At 71.2% G+C, this 17,532-nt stretch carries 16 protein-coding genes; 4 read left to right on the forward strand and 12 right to left on the reverse strand.

Features of this window, described 5'->3' with window-relative positions:
* Positions 1 to 220: 220 nt before the first annotated feature.
* The 6 genes from ACZ60J_RS37975 to ACZ60J_RS38000 form a co-directional block, all read right to left on the reverse strand.
* Positions 221 to 1,123 carry a DMT family protein gene (locus ACZ60J_RS37975; protein ID WP_469688726.1) on the reverse strand — a complete coding sequence of 301 codons (903 nt, stop codon included), beginning with the start codon at positions 1,121 to 1,123 and terminating at the stop codon, positions 221 to 223.
* A gap of 101 nt (positions 1,124 to 1,224) precedes the next feature.
* Positions 1,225 to 2,334 carry an LOG family protein gene (locus ACZ60J_RS37980; RefSeq protein ID WP_469688727.1) on the reverse strand — a complete coding sequence of 370 codons (1,110 nt, stop codon included), beginning with the start codon at positions 2,332 to 2,334 and terminating at the stop codon, positions 1,225 to 1,227.
* Positions 2,335 to 2,360: 26 nt separating this feature from the next.
* Entirely contained in the window at positions 2,361 to 3,434 is a 1,074-nt protein-coding gene (locus tag ACZ60J_RS37985; protein WP_469688728.1) for a hypothetical protein, read from the reverse strand.
* Positions 3,416 to 4,231, reverse strand: coding sequence for an ABC transporter ATP-binding protein (locus tag ACZ60J_RS37990; RefSeq protein ID WP_469688729.1), 816 nt, complete (start codon positions 4,229 to 4,231; stop codon positions 3,416 to 3,418). The genes ACZ60J_RS37985 and ACZ60J_RS37990 overlap by 19 nt, the downstream gene beginning before the upstream one ends.
* 194 nt (positions 4,232 to 4,425) lie before the next feature.
* A complete protein-coding gene (locus tag ACZ60J_RS37995; RefSeq protein ID WP_469688730.1) occupies positions 4,426 to 5,805 on the reverse strand; it encodes an aspartate aminotransferase family protein in 1,380 nt (459 codons plus the stop codon).
* A complete protein-coding gene (locus ACZ60J_RS38000) occupies positions 5,790 to 6,293 on the reverse strand; it encodes an Lrp/AsnC family transcriptional regulator (RefSeq protein WP_073910973.1) in 504 nt (167 codons plus the stop codon). The genes ACZ60J_RS37995 and ACZ60J_RS38000 overlap by 16 nt, the downstream gene beginning before the upstream one ends.
* Positions 6,294 to 6,464: 171 nt before the next feature.
* On the opposite strand from ACZ60J_RS38000, the gene ACZ60J_RS38005 reads away from it, so the two are divergent.
* From ACZ60J_RS38005 to ACZ60J_RS38015, 3 genes are all read left to right on the forward strand, one after another.
* Positions 6,465 to 7,904, forward strand: a complete 1,440-nt coding sequence (locus ACZ60J_RS38005; RefSeq protein ID WP_469688731.1) for a gamma-aminobutyraldehyde dehydrogenase — start codon at positions 6,465 to 6,467, stop codon at positions 7,902 to 7,904.
* Positions 7,905 to 7,983: 79 nt separating this feature from the next.
* On the forward strand, positions 7,984 to 9,162 hold the full coding sequence (locus ACZ60J_RS38010) for a polyamine ABC transporter substrate-binding protein (RefSeq protein ID WP_469688732.1): 1,179 nt from the start codon (positions 7,984 to 7,986) through the stop codon (positions 9,160 to 9,162).
* Between the two features lie 77 nt (positions 9,163 to 9,239).
* Positions 9,240 to 9,761: a hypothetical protein gene (locus ACZ60J_RS38015; RefSeq protein ID WP_469688733.1), complete on the forward strand. Its 522-nt coding sequence runs from the start codon at positions 9,240 to 9,242 to the stop codon at positions 9,759 to 9,761.
* On the opposite strand, the gene ACZ60J_RS38020 is transcribed toward ACZ60J_RS38015, so the two are convergent.
* The 5 genes from ACZ60J_RS38020 to ACZ60J_RS38040 all read right to left on the reverse strand — a co-directional run bounded on the left by ACZ60J_RS38020 (position 9,754) and on the right by ACZ60J_RS38040 (position 14,748).
* Entirely contained in the window at positions 9,754 to 10,953 is a 1,200-nt protein-coding gene (locus ACZ60J_RS38020; protein ID WP_469688734.1) for a serine hydrolase domain-containing protein, read from the reverse strand. The genes ACZ60J_RS38015 and ACZ60J_RS38020 overlap by 8 nt on opposite strands.
* A gap of 147 nt (positions 10,954 to 11,100) precedes the next feature.
* Positions 11,101 to 11,802, reverse strand: coding sequence for a response regulator transcription factor (locus ACZ60J_RS38025; RefSeq protein ID WP_469688735.1), 702 nt, complete (start codon positions 11,800 to 11,802; stop codon positions 11,101 to 11,103).
* Complete coding sequence (locus tag ACZ60J_RS38030; protein WP_469688736.1) at positions 11,799 to 12,983, reverse strand: sensor histidine kinase; 1,185 nt, start codon at positions 12,981 to 12,983, stop codon at positions 11,799 to 11,801. Before ACZ60J_RS38030 ends, ACZ60J_RS38025 begins: the two co-directional genes overlap by 4 nt.
* A 29-nt stretch (positions 12,984 to 13,012) precedes the next feature.
* Positions 13,013 to 13,702, reverse strand: a complete 690-nt coding sequence (locus tag ACZ60J_RS38035) for a glycerophosphodiester phosphodiesterase (protein ID WP_469688737.1) — start codon at positions 13,700 to 13,702, stop codon at positions 13,013 to 13,015.
* A 20-nt stretch (positions 13,703 to 13,722) separates the two neighbouring features.
* Positions 13,723 to 14,748, reverse strand: a complete 1,026-nt coding sequence (locus tag ACZ60J_RS38040) for an adenosine deaminase (RefSeq protein ID WP_469688755.1) — start codon at positions 14,746 to 14,748, stop codon at positions 13,723 to 13,725.
* Positions 14,749 to 14,867: 119 nt separating this feature from the next.
* Between ACZ60J_RS38040 and ACZ60J_RS38045 the strand changes: the two genes are divergently transcribed.
* Positions 14,868 to 15,554, forward strand: a complete 687-nt coding sequence (locus ACZ60J_RS38045) for a DUF4190 domain-containing protein (RefSeq protein ID WP_469688738.1) — start codon at positions 14,868 to 14,870, stop codon at positions 15,552 to 15,554.
* Between the two features lie 94 nt (positions 15,555 to 15,648).
* Here the strand turns inward: ACZ60J_RS38045 and ACZ60J_RS38050 are convergent, their stop codons facing one another.
* Positions 15,649 to 17,259: a TROVE domain-containing protein gene (locus tag ACZ60J_RS38050; RefSeq protein ID WP_469688739.1), complete on the reverse strand. Its 1,611-nt coding sequence runs from the start codon at positions 17,257 to 17,259 to the stop codon at positions 15,649 to 15,651.
* Positions 17,260 to 17,532: the final 273 nt, after the last annotated feature.

The following is a 17,532-nucleotide window of genomic DNA, read 5'->3' on the forward strand; positions in this document are numbered from 1 at the left end:
CGTTCCCCAGGCTGTGCCCGGACCCCTTCTGGGGCTCCGCCCCAGACCCCGGTCCTCAAACGCCGGACGGCTGGATTGGCTCCGCCCCAGGCCCGGGTTCTCGTACGCCGGACGGCTGGATTGGCTCCGGCCCAGGCCCGGGTTCTCGTACGCCGGACGGCTGGATTGGCTCTGGCCCAGGCCCGGGTTCTCGTACGCCGGACGGCTGGAGTGCGCAGGGTCAGGGGACCGGGACCGGTTCGGCAGGGGCGGTCGCTTCGGCGCCCTCGTGGTTGCCGTACCAGGCGACTGCTACGGCGCCGGTTACCGCCAGGACGAAGCCGAGGACCGCCAGCCAGGCCATGCCGGGGCGGGAGGCGTCGCCCAGCCAGAGGACGCCGATCGCTCCGGGGAGCACGGTTTCGCCGACCACCAGGGCGGCGGTGGCGCCGTTCACCGAGCCGATCTGGAGGGCCACGGTGTGCAGGTACATGCCGCCGACCCCCGCCAGGACGATCGCGTACAGGGCCGGGTCGGTGAGGAGCGAGGCGAAAGAGAACGGGTCGACGCCGTTCAGGATGCGGACCCCGACGCCCAGCGCGCCGAACGCCAGACCCGACAGCAGGCCCGCCAGGATCGCGGCCCGGGCACCGAGGAAACGTACCGCCACCGTGCCGCCCACGATGATCAGCACGGTCACCGCCAGGAGCCACCAGTGCGTGGCGGCCGGCGCGTAGTGGCCGCCCTCGTGGCCCGCGGCCGTCGCCAGCAGGACCAGGGCCGCGCAGACGACCCCGATGGAGGTCCATTCCTTGCGGGTCAGCCGGATGCCGAGCATCTTCACGCTCAGCACGGCCGTGATCACCAGGTTGGCGCTGATGACGGTCTGGGAGAGGAAGAGCGGCAGGAGGCGGGCCGCCAGGGCGCCCAGGCCGAAGCCCACGAAGTCCAGGATCGTCCCGACGATGAACTCCCAGGTCATCGCGGCCTTCGCCGTGGAGCTGAGGTTCGGGCCGCCGTGCTGGGTGACCCCTGCGGCGGCCGACGACATCCGGGCCGCCCGCCGTGAGCCCACGGCTTGCAGGACGGACCCGGTGCCGTAGCAGATGGACGCCGCGATGGCGGTGAGCAGGCCTATGAGCACCCGAGGGCTCCGTTCACGTCTGGCAGGTTTTACGTAGTGCGTACCTCTTCCAGACGTGGAAAAGGGGAAAGAAGTTGCCTGCCCGGGGCAGGTCGTCGAGGTCAGTTCATTGCGGCGAGGGCCGCCGGGACCTCGGACACCGAGTCGACCAGGGCGATCCGGGACTCCATCGACCGGCCGCGGGCCAGTGCCTGGAGCAGCGGCCAGGCCGGCAGCTGTTCGGTCCAGTGGGCGCGGTCGACGAGGACCATCGGGGTGGGCTCGCCCCGGGACGCGTAGTAGTTGGGCGTCGCGTTGTCGAAGATCTCCTGGACCGTGCCCGCCGCGCCCGGCAGGAACACCACGCCCGCGTTGGACCGGGCGAGCAGTCCGTCCTCCCGGGTGGCGTTCGCGAAGTACTTCGCGATGTGCCCGGCGAAGGGGTTCGGCGGCTCGTGTCCGTAGAACCAGGTCGGGATGCCCACCGAGTCGCCGCCCGCGGCCGCCGGCCAGCGTTCCCGTACGGCGAAGGCCGCGCGCGCCCAGTCGGACACGGACGGGGTGAAGGACGGGGCCTTGGCCAGCATCCGCAGGGCTTCGGGCAGGGCCTCGTCGGGGGCCGGGGCGAGGTAGGCGCCGAGGTTGGCCGCCTCCATCGCGCCGGGGCCGCCGCCGGTGGCCACGGTGTGTCCGGAGCGGGTCAGCGTCCGGGCGAGTTCGGCCGCGCCCCGGTAGGCGTCGCCGCCGCGGGTCATGGCGTGGCCGCCCATCACCCCGACCACGCGGGCGCCGGCAAGGTGCTCGTCGAGGGCGTCGGAGATGGCGTCGTCGTGGATGGAGCGCAGCATCGAGGAGTAGATGTCCCCGTCCGCCTTGGTCTCCTGGAACCAGGCGTACGCCTCGGCGTCCGGGGTGGCCTCGTAGCCTTCGGACAGCCCGGTGAAGAGTTCCTCGGGCGTGTAGAGCAGGCCCCGGTACGGGTTGAAGGGCAGGTCGGGGACGGGCGGGAAGACCAGGGCGCCGTCCGCGCGCACCTTGACCGAGGCGTCCGGTTCCATCGCGCAGCCCAGGAAGACCGCCGACGAGGTGTCGGCGGACAGCAGGGCGAAGGTCCGCTCCAGCAGGTTGACCGACTGGATCCGGTACCCGCTGAGCGAGCCGCGGGCAGCGACCCGGTCGAATTCGGCGAGGGTCTCGATCTCGATGTCGGTCTCGATGTGTGGGTTGACCATTCGGCCCACCCTAAGGGCTGTCCGTCTCAGCGGGTCAATGCCAGCGACGTCAGCTGTGACACACCCCAGCTGAGCGGCAGGCACACCGCCACCAGCGCGGTGGCGCGTACGGTCGCGGCCGTACGGAGGACCTTGCCCGGGGCTCCGAGCCCGGTCAGCGTCTCGCGGGTGGCGGCCCGTGCCTGGTGGACCTCGACCGCGGAGGTGAGCAGGGTGGCGGCCGCGCACAGCGCCACGAGAACGGCGGCGGGAACCGTCAGCGGCCCGAGCGGGACCTGGAGCCCGCCGTGGCCGCGCAGGGCCACGGCGCTGAGGGCGCCCGCCCCGACGGCGCACAGGACACCGAGGGGTGCGCCCACGCGGGGGGCCTCCTCCTGGAGGGCCCGCCCGGCCAGCAGCCTGAGCGCGCTCGGACGGACGGACTGGACCAGCGCCCCGCAGGCGTAGGCCAGGCCCGGTCCGGCGAGGGCGAGCCCGAGGGCGGTCAGCGCCCAACCCGCGGGCATGCCGGCTCCGCCGGGGCGGGCGTAGGCCAGCACGGCGAGTCCGCAGGCGGTGAGGGCGATGCCCCAGGGCAGCGCGGTCTGAGGTGCGGGCCGGGGGTGCGGGCGCAGGGCGAGGGCGGTGGTGACCGAGGCGGCCAGCGGCAGCATGGCCAACAGGGTGAGGGCGGCCGCCACGGGCAGCGGCTCCTCGGCGTGGAGCAGTCCGGCCCCGGCGCCGTCGAAGGGCAGCCCGGTCACCTCCCCGCGCAGGTGGAGGAAGACGGCCAGGGCGACGGCGCTGCCGAGAGTGCAGGCCACGGCGGTGGAGATGGTCGCGACCAGGGTGAGCCGTACGGGTCCCAGCCCGGCGGCGTCCAGTCCTTCCGGGGGCCGGGTCGCTGGGTCGGTACGGGCCACGGCGACGGCGAACTGGACGGTGACGGCGAGGGGGACCAGGGCCCACAGGAGCTGAGGGAACGATCCGGCGGGCCGGGCGGTGGCCTGCGCGAGCACGTACAGCAGCAGGAAGCCGCTGCCGGCGGAGGCGGCGGCGACGAGCAGCCGGCGCAGCTGTACCAGCGGCCGGGAGCCGCGGGCTAGGCGGAGAGCGAGCACGCGGCCTGGTCCTCCGGGGGCTGGGGGATGGCGGTCGGGGGGAGTCCGGCCGCGGCTGCCGTGGCGGCCGGTCGGCCGTCGAGCAGGCCGAAGCGGCGGTCGGCGACGGCTGCGGTCTCCTCGTCGTGGGTGGCCAGCAGCACGGTGATGCCGTGGGAGCGGGCGGCCGTGGTGAGGGTGCGCAGCAGCAGGGAGCGCTCGGTGCGGTGCAGCGGGGCCGTGGGCTCGTCGGCGAAGACCACGGCGGGAAGGTGCGCGAGGGCGCGGGCCAGGGCGACGCGCTGGGACTCGGCCCGGGTGAGGGCGCCGGGGTGCTTGCGGGCGAAGGCGCCGATGTCGAGGCGGTCCAGCCATTCGCAGGCCGCCCGTTTGGCGGTGCGGTGTCCGGCGCCCGCGATCAGCAGCGGCAGCGCGGCGTTCTCCCAGACCCGCAGTTCGGGCAGGAGGCGCGGCTCGGGGCCGATCCAGCCGAAGCTGCCCTGGAGCAGCCGTTCGCGGGCCACGGTCCCCATGGTGTGCACGGGGACGCTGTTGAACCAGACCTCGCCCTGTTCGGGCCGCAGCCGTCCCGACAGGCAGCGCAGGAGCGTGGTCTTGCCGCTGCCCCGGGGGCCGGTCAGGGCGAGGATCTCGCCGGCGCGGACGCCGACCGAGACCCCGATGAGGCCCGGCGAGCCGCTGTGGGAGTAGTGAAGGGACCGTGCCCAGAGCAGATCGTCCTGGGGCGGGACTCTGTCCGAAGGAGTTCTGTCCGACGGAGCCTTGTCCGGCGGAGCGTTGTCCCGTGGAGCCACCATGGCGTACACCTCCGTCCGGGGGAACGAAGCGGAGCCCGCTTGGTCACTGGCGCCGCAATGAGATGTAAAGAGATGAACGTCTTGAATGGTGACAGCACACGGCCCGGACCCCCGCGTTCTCACTCGAACGGGGGATCCGGGCCGTGTGGTCCGGCAGTTTGCCGCCTGCGGGACGGTGGGAGGACGCGAGCTGGTTAGAGCTTGGTCCAGGCCTCGGTGAGCACGCGGCGCAGGATGCCCTCGATCTCGTCGAAGGTGCCCTGGTCGGCGGTCAGCGGCGGGGCCAGCTGGATGACCGGGTCCCCACGGTCGTCGGCGCGGCAGTACAGGCCGTTCTCGAAGAGCGCCTTCGAGAGGAAGCCGTAGAGCACGCGCTCGGTCTCCTCGTCCGTGAAGGACTCCTTGGTGACCTTGTCCTTGACGAGCTCGATGCCGTAGAAGTAGCCGTTGCCGCGGACGTCGCCGACGATCGGCAGGTCGTGCAGCTTCTCCAGCGTCGAGCGGAAGGCGTCCTCGTTGTCCAGCACGTGCTGGTTGAGGCCTTCCTTGTCGAAGATGTCGAGGTTGGCGAGCGCCACCGCGGAGGACACCGGGTGTCCGCCGAAGGTGTAGCCGTGCAGGAAGGTGTTGTCACCCTTGTAGAACGGCTCGGCGAGCTTGTCCGAGATGATGCAGGCACCGATCGGGGAGTAGCCCGAGGTCATGCCCTTGGCGCAGGTGATCATGTCGGGCACGTAGCCGAACTTGTCACAGGCGAACATCGTGCCCAGACGGCCGAAGGCGCAGATCGTCTCGTCGGAGACGAGCAGCACGTCGTACTCGTCGCAGATCTCGCGGACCCGCTGGAAGTACCCGGGCGGCGGCGGGAAGCAGCCACCGGCGTTCTGCACCGGCTCCAGGAAGACGGCGGCGACGGTGTCGGCGCCCTCGAACAGGATCTCCTGCTCGATCTGGTCGGCGCACCAGCGGCCGAAGGCCTCCGGGTCGTCGCCGTAGATCGGGGCGCGGTAGATGTTGGTGTTCGGCACCTTGTGCGCGCCGGGAACCAGCGGCTCGAAGGGGGCCTTCAGGGCTGGCAGGCCGGTGATCGACAGGGCGCCCTGCGGGGTGCCGTGGTAGGCGACCGCACGCGAGATGACCTTGTACTTGGTGTGCTTGCCCTGGAGCTTGTAGTACTGCTTGGCGAGCTTCCAGGCGGTCTCGACGGCCTCGCCGCCACCGGTGGTGAAGAAGACCTTGTTCAGGTCGCCCGGGGCGTACTGGGCGAGGCGCTCGGCGAGCTCGACGGCCTTGGGGTGCGCGTACGACCAGATGGGGAAGAAGGCCAGTTCCTGGGCCTGCTTGTACGCGACCTCGGCCAGTTCCTTGCGGCCGTGACCGGCGTTGACCACGAACAGGCCGGCGAGACCGTCGAGGTAGCGCTTGCCCTTGTCGTCGAAGATGTAGGTGCCCTCGCCGCGCACGATGGTGGGTACGGGCGAGTTCTCGTACGACGACATGCGGGTGAAGTGCATCCACAGGTGGTCGTAGGCGGTCTTGGAGAGGTCCTGGCTCACGGCTATCGCGTTCCCCACATGTAGGTCTGCTTCTTCAGCTTCAGGTAAACGAAGCTTTCGGTTGATCGCACGCCGGGGAGCGCACGGATCTTCTTGTTGATCGTTTCCAGCAGGTGGTCGTCGTCCTCGCAGACGATCTCCACCATCAGGTCGAACGAGCCCGCGGTCATCACCACGTACTCGCACTCGGCCATCGCGGTCAGCGCGTCGGCCACCGGGTCGAGGTCTCCCTCGACGTTGATGCCGACCATCGCCTGGCGCCGGAGCCCCACGGTGAGCGGGTCGGTGACGGCCACGATCTGCATGACGCCCTGGTCGAGCAGCTTCTGTACTCGCTGGCGCACCGCTGCCTCGGACAGGCCAACGGCCTTGCCGATCGCCGCGTAAGGACGGCGGCCGTCCTCTTGCAGTTGCTCGATGATCGCCAGGGACACAGCATCGACCGAAGGGGACGGTTGTCTGTTCCTGGAATCTGCGCTTCGACTGACCACGACCTCACTGTGCACGAGGAGTCGTCTGTTCCGCAAGGCGAGAACGATGAAATTCGTTGTTTGGGGAGCTGGATCTCACCGATTCCGTAGTTCGTGATGTGTGGGCCTGTCGAAAACGGCGTCTGAGAGGCTAGGCTTGGTAGCTGTCTCAACCATTGGACATGTGATCACAGGAGTGTGGCTGTAGTGACCACCGAACTGCGTCGTCTGCGCAACTACATCGGCGGGGAGTTCAAGGACGCCGCCGACGGGCGGACCACCGAGGTGGTCAACCCCGCCACGGGCGAGGCGTACGCGACTGCTCCCCTCTCCGGCCAGGCGGACGTCGACGCCGCCATGGCCGCGGCCGCGGCCGCCTTCCCGGCGTGGCGCGACGCGACCCCCTCCGAGCGCCAGAAGGCACTGCTGAAGATCGCGGACGCCCTCGAGGCCCGTGCGGAGGAGCTCGTCGCCACCGAATCGGAGAACACCGGCAAGCCGCTCGGCCTCACGGCCAGCGAGGAGCTGCCGCCGATGGTGGACCAGATCCGCTTCTTCGCCGGCGCCGCCCGCCTGCTCGAAGGCCGTTCGGCCGGTGAGTACATGGACGGGATGACCTCGATCGTCCGCCGTGAGCCGGTCGGCGTCTGCGCCCAGGTCGCACCGTGGAACTACCCGATGATGATGGCTGTCTGGAAGTTCGCCCCGGCCCTGGCCGCGGGCAACACCGTGGTCCTCAAGCCCTCGGACACCACCCCGGCCTCCACCATCCTGATGGCGGAGATCATCGGCGAGATCCTGCCCAAGGGCGTCTTCAACGTCGTCTGCGGAGACCGCGACACCGGCCGCGCCATGGTCGAGCACTCCACCCCGGCGATGGCCTCCATCACCGGCTCGGTGCGCGCGGGCATGCAGGTCGCCGAGAGCGCCTCCAAGGACGTCAAGCGCGTCCACCTGGAGCTCGGCGGCAAGGCCCCCGTCGTGGTCTTCGAGGACGCGGACATCGCGAAGGCCGCCGAGGACATCGCGGTCGCGGGCTTCTTCAACGCCGGCCAGGACTGCACCGCGGCCTGTCGCGTACTGGTCCACGAGTCGATCCACGACGAGTTCGTCGCGGCGCTGGCCAAGAACGCGGCCGACACCAAGACCGGACAGCCGGACGACGAGGACGTGCTCTACGGTCCGCTGAACAACCCGAACCAGCTGAAGCAGGTCGCGGGCTTCATCGAGCGGCTCCCCGCCCACGCCAAGGTCGAGGCGGGCGGCCACCAGGTCGGCGAGAAGGGCTACTTCTACGCCCCGACCGTGGTCTCCGGCCTCAAGCAGGACGACGAGATCGTCCAGAACGAGGTCTTCGGCCCCGTCATCACGGTCCAGTCCTTCACGGACGAGGACCAGGCCCTGGCGTACGCGAACGACGTCGAGTTCGCCCTCGCCTCGTCCGTGTGGACCAAGGACCACGGCCGCGCGATGCGGATGTCCAAGAACCTCGACTTCGGCTGCGTGTGGATCAACACCCACATCCCGCTCGTCGCCGAGATGCCCCACGGCGGATACAAGAAGTCCGGCTACGGCAAGGACCTGTCCGCCTACGGCTTCGAGGACTACACGCGCATCAAGCACGTCATGACCTCGCTCGACGGCTGATCAGGTCACAGCCTCGAAGGGGCGGGTAGTAGACAACATGTCTATTGCCCGCCCTTCGGCGTTCCACCAGGCTCCTTCCATGCCTGAACTCGCCTTTTCCCGCCGCGCGGCGCTGCGCGGCCTCGGTGCCGCGGGCCTGCTGGCCGGCCTCACCGGCTGTGGTGTCCCGGCCGCGTACGTCCCCGAGAGCCGGCGGGAGGGGCGGGACCGGTCCGCGAGCGACCGGACCGTCGCCTTCTCCAACTGGCCCCTCTACATCGACACCGACGAAGAGGACGAGAGCAGGCGTCCGACCCTGGACGCCTTCGCGGAGAAGACCGGCATCGAGGTCCGGTACACCGAGGACATCAACGACAACGACGAGTTCTTCGGCAAGATCAGCCCGGCGCTGATGAACCACCAGCAGACCGGCCACGACGTGGTCGTGGTCAGCGACTGGATGGCCGCCCGCTTCGTCCACCTGGGCTGGGCGCAGAAGATGGACCGCTCGGCGCAGGCGAACGTGTCGAAGTACCTGGACCCGCAGCTGCGCTCGCCCGCCTTCGACGAGGGCCGGCTGCACACCGTGCCCTGGCAGTCGGGGATCACCGGCATCGCCTACAACCGCAAGGCGCTGGGCCGGGAGATCAAGTCCGTCCAGGACCTGTGGCACCCGGACCTGGCCGGCAAGGTCACGCTCTTCTCCGGTCTGGACGAGTCCTTCTCCCTGCTGATGCAGGGCAACGGGGCCGACGTGACCAAGTGGACCGAAACCGACTTCCACCGGATGTGCGACCAGGTGGAGAGCATGGTGAAGAAGAAGCACATCCGCCGCTTCACCGGCAACGACTACACCTCCGACCTGAGCAAGGGCGACGTGCTGGCCTGCCAGGCCTACTCCGGGGACGCGATCCAGCTCCAGGCCGACAACCCCGACATCGAGTTCGTGGTCCCCGAGGAAGGGGGCGAACTCTGGGCGGAGAGCCTGCTCATCCCCAACCTGGCTCCACGCAAGGCCAACGCCGAAGCGCTGATCGACTTCTACTACGAACCGGAGACGGCCGCGCTGCTCGCCGCCTCCGTCAACTACGTCTGCCCGGTCCCGGCCGCCCGCGAGGTGCTGGCCGCCTCGGACGACCCGGAGACCGCCGAACTGGCCGAGAACCCGCTGATCTTCCCCGACGAGGACATGCGCAAGCGGCTCGCCGTGGCCCGCGACATCTCCTCCGCCGAGCGCCCTTCCTTCGCCAGGCGCTGGAACGGCATCGTCGGGCTCTGATCACCCCCTTGCGGCGGAACTGAACATGTTCAGCAATTTTGCTGAACATGTTCAGAAAGCTGGGTAGGCTTCCTTCCATGAGCGAGAGAAGCGCCCTTCTGCGGCGGATCCGTGCCTGGCTTGCCCTGTTCCTCGTCTGCCTCGTGCTGAGCGGACTCACCGCCTTCCCGCTGGTCAGCGAACTCCACTGGGCCAACGCCCTGGTGGACAACGCGTGGCTGCGGCGCGTGGGCGACGGGCTCGACCGGGCGGACTCCGAGTACCCCTTCCTCCTCTACGGCACCGACTGGCTCGCCTTCGCCCACCTGGTGATCGCCGTCTTCTTCTACGGGGTCCACCGGGACCCGGTCCGCAACATCTGGATCGTCGAGGCCGGAATGATCGCCTGTGCCGGCATCATTCCGCTGGCCCTGATCTGCGGGCCCATCCGGGGCATCCCCGTCTGGTGGTCGGTGATCGACATGTCGTTCGGCGTCTTCGGGGTGATCCCGCTGCTGATCCTGCGCCGCATGATCAAGCGGCTGGAGGCCCTGCCCGACGCCGGGCCGGTGCCCCTACCGGAGCCCGCGCCGGCCGGGCGGCCCGTACCGGCTACTTAGCCATGGCCGCGGCGACGATCGCTCCGGCCACCCGGTTCGGCTCCTCGCTCTTGGCGTCCTTGGAGTTGATCGTGTAGACGACGAGCCGCGACCCGTCCTTGGCTCCGCCGATTCCGGCGCTGAAGCCGGGGCGGGCGCCCGTCTTGCCGTAGACCTCGGTGCCGTCCTGGAGCACCAGCCGCTGCATCCCCGCCGTACGCGAAGCGGGCTGCGTGGTGCCGAAGTCGAAGACCCGCGGGACGGTGAACATCTCCTCCAGCTGCCGCGCGGGCACGATCCTCCCCGCGAACAGCGCCCGGGTGAAACGCTCCAGGTCCGCCGTCGAGGAGATGATGTCGCCCGCGGCCCAGCGGTCGGACTGGTTCCACACGGTGACGTCGCGCAGTTCGGTGGTCCCGTCGGCCAAGGGCACGGCCTGGTACCCGATGTTGTGCCGGCCGGGTATCCCCGTCTGCGTCCGCCCCGGGAAGGAGGTCTGGCGCAGGCCCAGCGGCCGGAGGATCCGCTGCCCGACCGCCTTCTCGTACGTCGTGCCGGTCACCTTCTCGATCAGGACTCCCAGCAGGGTGTAGTTGATGTTCTGGTAGTGCTGGAACGTGCCGGGGCGGGACTCCGGCCCTTTCGCCAGGGCGTTCGCGATCTGCGCGCGAGGGTCGACCACGTCGAACCGGTGGTCCCACTGGGCCAGGAAGGTGTCGCCCGGGCCGTCGGCGGACCGGATGCCGCTCGTGTAGTTCAGCAACTGGCGCACCGAGATCGGCTCGAAGGTGTCCGGGAACATGCCCGGCAGGTACTCCTGGACCGGCCGGCCGAGGTCGATCCGGCGCTCGGCGGCCAGCTGGAGCACCGTCGCCGCCGTGAAGGTCTTGGTCACCGAACCGGCCCGGAACCGGCCGTCGGAGATCGCCGCGGCGCCGGTGAGGACGTCCGAGACACCCGAGCTGCCCCTCCAGGCGCCGGCGGTACCGCTCACCCGGACCGCCGCGGCGGTCGCGTACGCGTGGTCGGCGCCGAGGCCCGCGATCGACTGCTCCAGCGCCGCCGCGTTCGGCGGGGTCGAGACCAGCGGCGCAGGCCTCGACGCCGCCACCGAAACCCCGACCGGTGCCTGAGCGGCCTGGGCGACGGCCGGACCGGCCGCAACGCCCAGGATGAGAGCGGTGGCGATCAGCGTGCGGGTCGTGACGTTCATGAGGGGATCCCCCTGTCGGCTCTCCGGGCGACCTCCGCCCCGATGACCTCAATGCTGCTGGTCACAGGGGTAGTTGCGGATCGCCATCGAGAGGGGTCTTTGCCGGTACGACAACTCACCACCGAGAGCCAGGAGATCCCCTTCGTCTCACTCCCCAGAGGGAGATACCGGAGAGCCAGCCGCGATCAGACCCGTCTCGTACGCCACGATCACCGCCTGGATCCGGTCACGCAGCCCCAGCTTCGACAGCACGTTGCCCACATGCGATTTGACCGTGTGCTCGCTCACCATCAGCTCCACCGCGAGCTCCGCGTTCGACAGCCCCCGCCCCAGGTGCAGCAGGGTCTCCCGCTCCCGGGCCGTCAGCACCTCCAGCCGCTGCGCGGACAGCGCCCCCGCGGCCGCCTCCCCGGCCGCGGGCCGGGCCGTCGCCGCCGTGTACTCCGCGATCAGCCGCCGGGCCACCGAAGGCGCCAGCAGGGACTCGCCCGCCGCCACCACCCGTACGGCGTGCACCAGATCGTCCCGCCGCACGTCCTTGAGCAGGAACCCGCTGGCCCCCGCGTGCAGCGCCTCGTAGACGTACTCGTCCGAGTCGAAGGTCGTCAGCATCACCGTCCGGCAGGCACTCGTCCCCGAGATCTCCCGGCACGCCTCGATCCCGTCCAGCACCGGCATCCGGATGTCCAGCAGCGCCACGTCGGGCGCGAGGGACCGTACGGCCGCGACCGCCGCCGCCCCGTCACCGACCTCCGCCACCACCTCGATGTCCTCCTGCACGTCCAGGATCATCGCGAAGCCGCTGCGCACCAGTTCCTGGTCGTCGGCCACCACCACACGGATCGTCACTTCCCCACCTCCGCGCCCGACGTTACAAGCACCACCCGCACCTCGAATCCGGTGCCGTCCGGCCCGGGCCCCGTCCGGGCCGTGCCCCCGTGGGCGGCGGCCCGCTCCCGGATCCCGATCAGGCCGTGCCCACCCTGCCGCGCCCGCGGCAGGGAACCCGCGCCCGCATCCGAGCCGGCAGCCGCCCCCGGCCCCCGCCCGTCGTCCGTGACCGTCACCGTGAGGTCCCGCTCCCCGTACTCCAGGCGCACGGCCACCGCCGATGCCCCGGCGTGCTTGACCACATTGGTCAGGGCCTCCTGCACCACCCGGTGCACCGTGGCCTCCAGCGCCGCCGGCAGGGGGCGCACCGAGCCCGTGCGCTCGTAGAGCACCTCCGGCCCGCTGCCCCGGACCCGCTCCAGCAGCCCCGCCAGCTCCCCGATACCGGGCTGAGGGGAGCGCGGCGCCGCCTCGTCCGTGCGCAGCACCCCCAGCATCGTGCGCAGTTGCGCCATCGCGTCCCGGCCGGTCTCCGCGATCGCCTCGAAGGCGGCCTCGGCCCGCTCGGGGGCCCTGCGTACGGCCACCGGACCGGCCTCCGCCTGCACGATCATGATGCTGACCGCGTGCGAGAGGATGTCGTGCATCTCCCGGGCGATCCGGGCCCGTTCGCGGGCGGCCGCCTGCTCCGCCTCGATCCGGTTGGCCCGCTCCAGCTGCGCCGCCCGGTCCTCCACGGCCGACGTGTACGCCTGCCGCGTGTACTGCAGCCGACCCAGCGCGTAGGCCGCGGCGGAGACGAAGAGGGTGAAGAGCAGCTCGCGCGTCGTCCCCGTGTTCCAGCCCACCGACAGGGCGACCACGCCGACCGTGAGCAGCGCCACGCCCAGCCGCACCCGCGCGCTGCACAGCAGTGCGACGGTGTAGAAGGCGATGAGGCCGGCGTACGGGAGCGGCTGCCCCGGCCCGTCGATCGTCAGTTTGTACACCCCGCCGGTGGCCAGGACGGCGATCAGCACCGCGACCGGGGCCCGCCGCCGCCAGACCAGCGGAACCGTGCCGAGCGTGGTCATCGCGTACGAGGCCCAGTCGGCGGGCGGCAGGTCGGCCGAACGGGGCACTGCAAACGGCATCGTGACGGCCAGTTGCACCAGCAGCGTCAGCCCCAGGTCCTGCAGCCGCGGATCGGCCCCCCGCACCCGCCCTCCGATCTCCCTCCAGGCGCGTATCACCGACCGCGCTCGGCACGCAGGGCGGCCAGCACGTCCACCCGGTTCGTCGTGATCGAGTCGGCCCCCGCCGCGATCAGCGCGCGCATCGCCCGCTTGGTGTCCGGGGTCCAGGCCGACACCAGCAGGCCGTCCCGGTGCAGGGCGTCGACCAGCTCCGGGCCGATCAGCCCGAAGCGGTAGTTGAGCCAGGTCGGGGCCACCGCGTCGATCAGCACCCGGCGCGGGGGATTCAGGGTGGTCCAGGTCAGTGCGATCTCGGCGCCCGGATCGGCGGCGCGCACCGCCAGCATGGTGGCCGGACCCGCGCAGTAGTACGTGCGGTCACGGGCCCCGCACTCGCGGACCTGGCCGACGACGGTCCGTACCGTCTCGGGGGTCGCGCCGGGCAGGTCGACCATGACCCGGCCCGCGCCCGCGGCCATCAGGGCGTCGCGCAGGGTCGGGACACCGCCGTCCGTCAGCTCCTTGAGCTGCGGGGCCGTGACGTCCTCGAGCCGTACGTCATGGCCCCACAGCCGCTGGAGGTCCTCGTCGTGGAGCAGTACGGGGACCCCGTCACGGGTCATCCGCACGTCGATCTCCACCGCGTCCGCGCCCCGGTCGAAGGCGGAGCGGATCGAGGGCAGGGTGTTCTCGCGGACGCGGTAGGGGTCCCCGCGGTGGCCTACGGCAGTCAGGGTGCGCATGCACCCATTCTGCTGGGCCGTCAGGAAGCCAGCCAGGCGGAGGTGTACGCGTCGATCTCCGCGGTGATCTTCGCCTTGCCGGCCGGGTCGAGGAAGGAGGCCTCGACGGCGTTCTTCGCGAGCTGGGCCAGGCCGAGCTCGTCGAGGTCCAGCAGGCGGGCGGCCACCGCGTACTCGTTGTTGAGGTCGGAGCCGAACATCGGCGGGTCGTCGCTGTTGATGGTGACGAGCACGCCCGCGGCCACCATCTCCTTGACCGGGTGCTCGTCGAGGGTGGCGACGGCGCGGGTGGCGATGTTGGAGGTGGGGCAGACCTCCAGCGCGATGCGGTGCTCCGCGAGGTGGGCGAGCAGCTCCGGGTCGAGGGTGGCGCTGGTGCCGTGGCCGATGCGCTCGGCGCCCAGCTCGCGGATCGCGTCCCAGATGGTCTCGGGACCGGTGGTCTCGCCGGCGTGCGGCACGCTGTGCAGACCGGCGGCGCGGGCGGCGTCGAAGTACGGCTTGAACTGCGGGCGCGGCACCCCGACCTCCGGGCCGCCCAGGCCGAAGGAGACCAGGCCCTCGGGGCGCAGGTCCACCGCGAGGCGGGCGGTCTCGGCGGCGGCTTCCAGGCCGGCCTCGCCGGGGATGTCGAAGCACCAGCGCAGGATCACGCCGAGCTCGGTCTCGGCGGCCTTGCGGGCGTCCTCGATGGCCTCCATGAAGGCCTTCTCGTCGATCCCGCGGCGGGTGGAGGAGTACGGGGTGATCGTGAGCTCGGCGTACCGGATGTTCTGCCGGGCCATGTCGCGGGCGATCTCGAAGGTGAGATGGCGCACGTCGTCGGGGGTGCGGACCAGGTCGACGACGGAGAGGTAGACCTCGATGAAGTGCGCGAAGTCGGTGAAGGTGAAGTAGTCGGCGATGGCCTCGGGGTCCGTGGGGACCTTCGAGTCGGGGTGCCGGGAGGCGAGTTCGGCGACGATGCGGGGGGAGGCCGAACCGACGTGGTGGACGTGCAGTTCGGCCTTGGGCAGCCCCGCGATGAAGGGGTGCAGGTCGGGCATGAGGGTGCCTCCGAGGGCGCGTGCGGATGGAACGGGCTTCATCGTAGGCAGGATCCGCACCGTGGAAGTGGCCTGTCGGAGGGAGCGCTTAGCATGGCCGTACGAGAGGGGGGCGCCGTATGACCGATCAGAGCCCCGAGTCGCGAGACCCCTGGGCACTGCCGGAGCAGCCCGCGGTCGATCTGGGCAAACAGCAGGGCGGACCGGCTGCGCAGGGTGCGCCGGGGGTGCACGACCAGCAGACCGTGGCGGGCATGCCCGGCGCCGGAGGCATACCCGCGGGCACGCCGGTGCCCGCACCCCAGCCCGGGCAGGCGCCCGCCTACGGCTACCCGGCGCAGCCGGATCCGGCCGGGTACGGCTACCCGGCCCAGCCGGGGGCGCCGCAGGCCCCGTACGGCGGCTACCCCGCCCCGCAGCCTTCCTACGGCGGCCAGCCGGGGTATCCCGGCTATGCGGGGTACCCCGGATACCCGGGACACCAGCCCAAGAGCAACGGCTTCGGCATCACCGCGCTCGTGCTCGGGATCCTCGCCGTGGTCACCTGCTACCTGGGCCTGCTGTTCGGCGTCCCGGCCGTCATCTTCGGCGTCCTGGGCCGCGGCAAGGCCAAGCGCGGCGAGGCGGACAACGAGGGGATGGCGCTGGCCGGCATCATCACCGGCGCGGTCGGCATCCTGATCAGCTGCGTGTTCATCGCGCTCATGATCTTCGGCCTCATGCTCGGTGATTCCGGCTCGGGATCCGACTGGGACCTGGAGCACTCGACCCAGGTCGAGAACACGCAGGTCCTCCACCGGGGCTGAGACCGGACGGCGGAAGCACCGGAAGGGCCGGGCGGGGGGTACACGACCTCCCTGCCCGGCCCTCCGCCGTACCGCCGGCCGGCCGGCCGTACCGTCAGCCGGTCGTGCCGGCCCGGCCCGACTCCCACGGCCACCTGGCGTTCCGGCCGTCCTCGATCAGGGACACCATGCGGAAGGCCGCGTCGGTGAGCCCGCCGAAGGTGTGCCGGTGCGCGGACCCGGAGGGCGCGTGGCCCACCCGGTACCCGGCGAGGTTCCACGTGTAGACCGGCACCGTGTCCGGTACCAGGGCCGTGGGATCGCCGCCGTAGGCGTACGAGGCCTGCTCGTCGGTGACGATCAGGACCCGGTCGTGCCCCGTGTAGTGCGTGCGCACGGCCTCCGCCGTGTTCGTGCCGCCGAGGTCGCCGAACCGCTCCAGCACCTTCAGCACCGACTCGCCCCGCCGGAAGTCGACCGGCTTGCTGGCCGTGCCGAACTGCACGAGGTCCGCCGACTCGGCGCGCAGCGCCAGCGCCGTGCCGAAGACGGCCGCCGCGTCGGCCCGGTTGAGCTGCGAGCGCTCCGACAGCCGCGACCACATGGACCCGGAGCGGTCCACCAGGACCAGCGTCCGCCCCGGCAGCGCCGGTACGTTGGCCAGGGAGTGGCCCAGCGCCCGCTCCAGCGGGTACGCCCAGCGCAGCGAGGGCGCGTGCTGGTGGGCGGCCAGGTAGCGGAAGGGGAACTGCCGGGCCCTGGCGACGGTCTCCGGGTCGGAGATCTTCGCCGCGACCCGGGAGGCGACCAGGTCGGACACACCGGCCTGGTCGAAGTTGCGCAGGTTGCGCAGCAGGGCCATCGCGCCCATGGAGGGGATGACCGCCTCCCAGGCGGCCGCGTCCAGCGGTCCCTGCAACCAGCCGGCCAGCGCCTCCCAGGTCATGCCCGCCTCGGCGAGCCGCTCGGCGCCGTCCGCCGCGGTGACCACGGCCCGGCGCTGCTCCACGGGCAGCTCCATCAGGGCCCGGTGCGCGAGCAGGGTGCGGTTGCCGGGCGGCACCTCGGCGGTCTCCGGGGCGTGCCGGCGGTCGAGGGCGTACCGGAACAGCTCGCCCTGCCAGGGCTTGTCCGGGTCGGGGGAGGGGTGCACGACGTTGAGGACGTCGCCGAAGCGGTACCCCCGGGAGGCGGTGTCGTACTTCAGCAGCGAGGTCCCGGAGTAGAGGCGCCGTACGGCATCGGCGATCCCGCGCTTGACGGGCTTGGGCACGTTCCTGCCGTACGCGGCCGTCCAGTAGGCGAGCAGCTCGCCGGGCTCGTCCGCGCGCAGCAGGACGGAGTCCACGACCTGCCGGTTGGACGGCCCCCCGGTCGCTCCGGCGTCGAGCCGCGCCTTGACGTACTCGGCGGCTCCGACGAGGGACGCCGTCCGCATGTTGCCGCCCCGCCGCAGCCAGCCGAGTAGTCCGGCCGTCCACTCGGGATCCTCCACGGCGAGGGTGCGCACGAGCGCGCCGAAGCGGTCGTCCCGGGCCTCGCCGGACTCGTAGGCGGTCCGCTGCGTCACGAAGTTGGCGACGGCGAGCAGGAACAGCTCGGAGCGCGGATCGCGGAGGAAGCCGGGGCTGCCCTGCGCGTTGGCGGCGCGGTGGCCGGTGGAGCGGACCGGTGAGGTGGGTGCGGTGGGCGCCGCCTTGGAGCGGAGCAGGTTGAAACGAGCCATGTGAATCCCCCCGAATTCAGTGGAAACCGGGGGAGGCGTGACGTACGGGAGGCCCGAGATCGGAAGTCGACGACGGACTTGTGTCAGCAGCTCTAACCATCTGAGCTACCGGCCGGAGCCGGGCGGGACTCGAACCCGCGACCTGCTGATCCGGAAGTAACCGTTGCCTGCGCACCGGGCTTCCCGTACGTGCGCCTCCCGAGATCAAGGTGGCGACGGCCTTGGGTTCTTTGCAAAAGAAGGAGCCGTTGCCCGCGCACCGGGAGGTGCGTG

It is taken from the genome of Streptomyces sp. NPDC104226 (genome assembly GCF_055584085.1).

Coding starts and splice junctions, on each gene's coding strand:
- ACZ60J_RS37980 (WP_469688727.1), bottom strand. CDS start 2,334: ATGGTCAACCCACACATCGAGACCGACATCGAGATCGAGACCCTCGCC.
- ACZ60J_RS37990 (WP_469688729.1), bottom strand. CDS start 4,231: ATGGTGGCTCCACGGGACAACGCTCCGCCGGACAAGGCTCCGTCGGAC.
- ACZ60J_RS38010 (WP_469688732.1), top strand. CDS start 7,984: ATGCCTGAACTCGCCTTTTCCCGCCGCGCGGCGCTGCGCGGCCTCGGT.
- ACZ60J_RS38015 (WP_469688733.1), top strand. CDS start 9,240: ATGAGCGAGAGAAGCGCCCTTCTGCGGCGGATCCGTGCCTGGCTTGCC.
- ACZ60J_RS38020 (WP_469688734.1), bottom strand. CDS start 10,953: ATGAACGTCACGACCCGCACGCTGATCGCCACCGCTCTCATCCTGGGC.
- ACZ60J_RS38035 (WP_469688737.1), bottom strand. CDS start 13,702: ATGCGCACCCTGACTGCCGTAGGCCACCGCGGGGACCCCTACCGCGTC.
- ACZ60J_RS38040 (WP_469688755.1), bottom strand. CDS start 14,748: ATGCCCGACCTGCACCCCTTCATCGCGGGGCTGCCCAAGGCCGAACTG.
- ACZ60J_RS38045 (WP_469688738.1), top strand. CDS start 14,868: ATGACCGATCAGAGCCCCGAGTCGCGAGACCCCTGGGCACTGCCGGAG.
- ACZ60J_RS38050 (WP_469688739.1), bottom strand. CDS start 17,259: ATGGCTCGTTTCAACCTGCTCCGCTCCAAGGCGGCGCCCACCGCACCC.